The following is a 2,624-nucleotide window of genomic DNA, read 5'->3' as shown; positions in this document are numbered from 1 at the left end:
TCCGTCCGCTGCCGAGCAGTTCTACTCCCTGGTGGCCTAACCGCAGCACCTTTCCGTCCCCCGCTCGCCCCTACCTCCTTATCGCGACGGAACCGCCACGCCATCGCTCCCGAAGCCCCGACATTCCCCATCGACTTTGCATGCCCGCTGGCATGTGTCCCAACACAAGGAGATTCCATGCGCACCTCTCGCACCCTGCCCCATCCCCTTACCATGGCCATGACGTTGCTGACCGCCACCGTGCTCGCCGCCTGTGGCGGCGGCGGCGACGATAGCACGCCACAATCCGTCAGCACCGGGACCCCGGTAACCGCGACACCGACGACAGGCACCACCACGACGGGCACTACCACGGCGACGAACAATCCGCTCACGCCTGCCTGCACCGGTTGTGGCACGGTCGACGCCAACACCTATGCCGGCCACGGTGTGGGGGTCTGGCAAGTCGCCAACGCCTCGGACGCGGCCGTCGAGGTGCCGCTCAGCATCGCCGGCCTGACTGGACAGGACGTCACGCTCGTCTTTACCAATCAGACCGCGTCGGCGCAGCCCATGCCGATGATTTCCCTGACCGCTGCGTCCTATCAATACCCAAATCTCGCTGCCAGCATGCTGCAACTGCAGAGCGCGACCGACAACGCCAAGGCACGGATCTCGCAGTTCAACCATGATGGCTGGGTTGCCCACGCCGGCACCCGGGGTAGCGGCGCCCGCTTCTCGATGCTCCGTGTCCCCAGCCAGTCGATCGTGAACGAGACCAAAACGTGGTATCACGAGGACAACACGGCCCGCCCCGCAACGTTGGTGCGCCAGACCACAGCCAGTGATGGTACGACGATCAACTTCTGGGTGGAGAACAGCGAAAACGATGGGACAAAAGTCAGTCCCGCGATCGTCGATGCACTGGTTTCGGCCTTTGTGCCCGCTGGGAAGATTTACGACATGCTGAAGTCGGTGGGCGGCCCGATGTGGGGTCCGCACAATTACTCCAAGTTGCTTGCACCCACCGCGCAGCCGATCGATATCGTCATCCTCAATTTCGACAACAACAACACGCCATTTGGTTTGCTCGGCTACTTCTATGCGCGCAACGCGCTCCTGCGGGATGCCACCAATCCGTACAGCAATCAGTCGGTCTCCCTATACCTTGACTCGGAAACCCTGTACCTAGGCGGCACCACCGGCTTGAAGTCCATGTTGATGGCCATGGCCCACGAAGGCATGCACATGCAGAACTACTATCGGCGCGGCGTCGTCGGGGGAGCTTCCTTCATGCTGGATACGTGGCTCGAAGAGGCGACCGCCATGATGATGGAGGACTTCGCCAGCGATGCCATCGATCCGAGCTTCAACAATGTCCGGGACGTTCGCTTCCCCCGCTATATTGCCTACCAGTCTGGTTCCTACAACTGCAGCCTGCTGGACTGGACGCCATTTGGCGCCGGTTGCGACAGCTATGCCGTGTCGGGCTCGTTTGGCGGCTTCCTCGATCGCCAACTCGGCCTCACCTTCTTCAAGAATTTGCTGGCGAATCGCAGCAGCACCGATACGGTCGCCGTGCTCGACGCTGCCATCAAATCCGTGGCCCCGAGCTCTGGCTTCACGGACCAGTTGTGCCGCTTTACCGCAACGGCCAGCGCCCTGATGCCGGCCGCTACCAGCCCGATGGGCTATGGGTTCCCGCCGCGAACTGAAGGCGACTTCCGGCTGCCCATGATCGATCCGCAGGCGCAAGCACCTTATCGGACGCTCACGCAGTCCGTTCCTACCACACTACAACCCTACGCGAGCTTGCCGGTGGTGCGTAAGGCCGTCAGCGGTGTCTACAGCGAAAGCGTGAAGCTACCGGCCGGGACCACTCTGTCGGTCGTGATCCAGTAAGCTAGCCGGGGGCGGCCAAGCTGCCCCCTTCGGATGGAGACGCGAAGTGAAAGAACTCATGGTGGCGGCCGTGGCCTTGGTCAGCGTGGCCGGCTGTGCGGCCGCGCCGGCTCCCGGCGCCCGCGTGGCGCTGACGGGTAGCCTGCACGTCAAGGGCAATGAGCCCTTCCCGATGGTGGTACTACAGACGGACGATCACGCCGACTGGGAGCTCATGGGGACCACCGTCGGGCAAGCGCGCGGCCTGACCGGACAGCGGGTCACCATTCAAGGTACGGTGTTGCGCGCGCCCGGTGCCAATACGTGGCTCCCGGCGTTGCGTGTCGACGTCCTGCGCATCGCCCCAGCTCCCTAGTCGCCCCACCGGAAGTTTGGCGAGATCTGGGGACCTGAGATACAGTGATGAAAAAGCAAGGAGCAATCCATGTTGAATGCACGTGATGCGATGGGCCTGCACGAAGATCTAGCGATCATCCGCAATGCTGCCCCGAGGACGCAGCCGCCGCTCCCCGCACCGGACGAGAGCGGGAATGCCGTCGCGGCGGCGGTGATCGCACTCCGGGCGCGACAGAATTCGCAGGAGCGGTTGCAACAGCAACTCAATGCGTCTGCCTCCGAGCGCAATGAGGTCGTGGTTTCCGCGAAGGCGGCGCGTGAGACCATCGACGTACTTGCGCGAGGGTTCCGTCGCGATAAGGAGGTAGGGGCGAGCGGGGGACGGAAAGGTGCTGCGGTTAGGCCAC

Annotated in this window: 3 protein-coding genes; all 3 read left to right on the top strand. The window is 63.3% G+C overall.

From position 1 onward, the window contains the following. Positions 1 to 177 precede the first annotated feature (177 nt). Positions 178 to 1,881: a M30 family zinc metallopeptidase gene (locus K309_RS0134485; RefSeq protein ID WP_029050420.1), complete on the top strand. Its 1,704-nt coding sequence runs from the start codon at positions 178 to 180 to the stop codon at positions 1,879 to 1,881. A gap of 46 nt (positions 1,882 to 1,927) precedes the next feature. Continuing rightward, positions 1,928 to 2,236 (top strand): hypothetical protein, encoded by a 309-nt coding sequence (locus K309_RS0134480; RefSeq protein ID WP_029050419.1) that lies wholly within the window; start codon positions 1,928 to 1,930, stop codon positions 2,234 to 2,236. A 69-nt stretch (positions 2,237 to 2,305) separates the two neighbouring features. Then, positions 2,306 to 2,624: hypothetical protein (locus tag K309_RS43650; protein ID WP_035878908.1), on the top strand; the 319-nt coding region annotated here is incomplete at its 3' end.

Origin of the sequence: Cupriavidus phytohabitans (genome assembly GCF_000426345.1) — a bacterium.
In the GTDB taxonomy this organism is placed as follows: Bacteria; Pseudomonadota; Gammaproteobacteria; order Burkholderiales; family Burkholderiaceae; genus Cupriavidus.
This window is presented reverse-complemented; position numbering and strand designations above follow the sequence as displayed.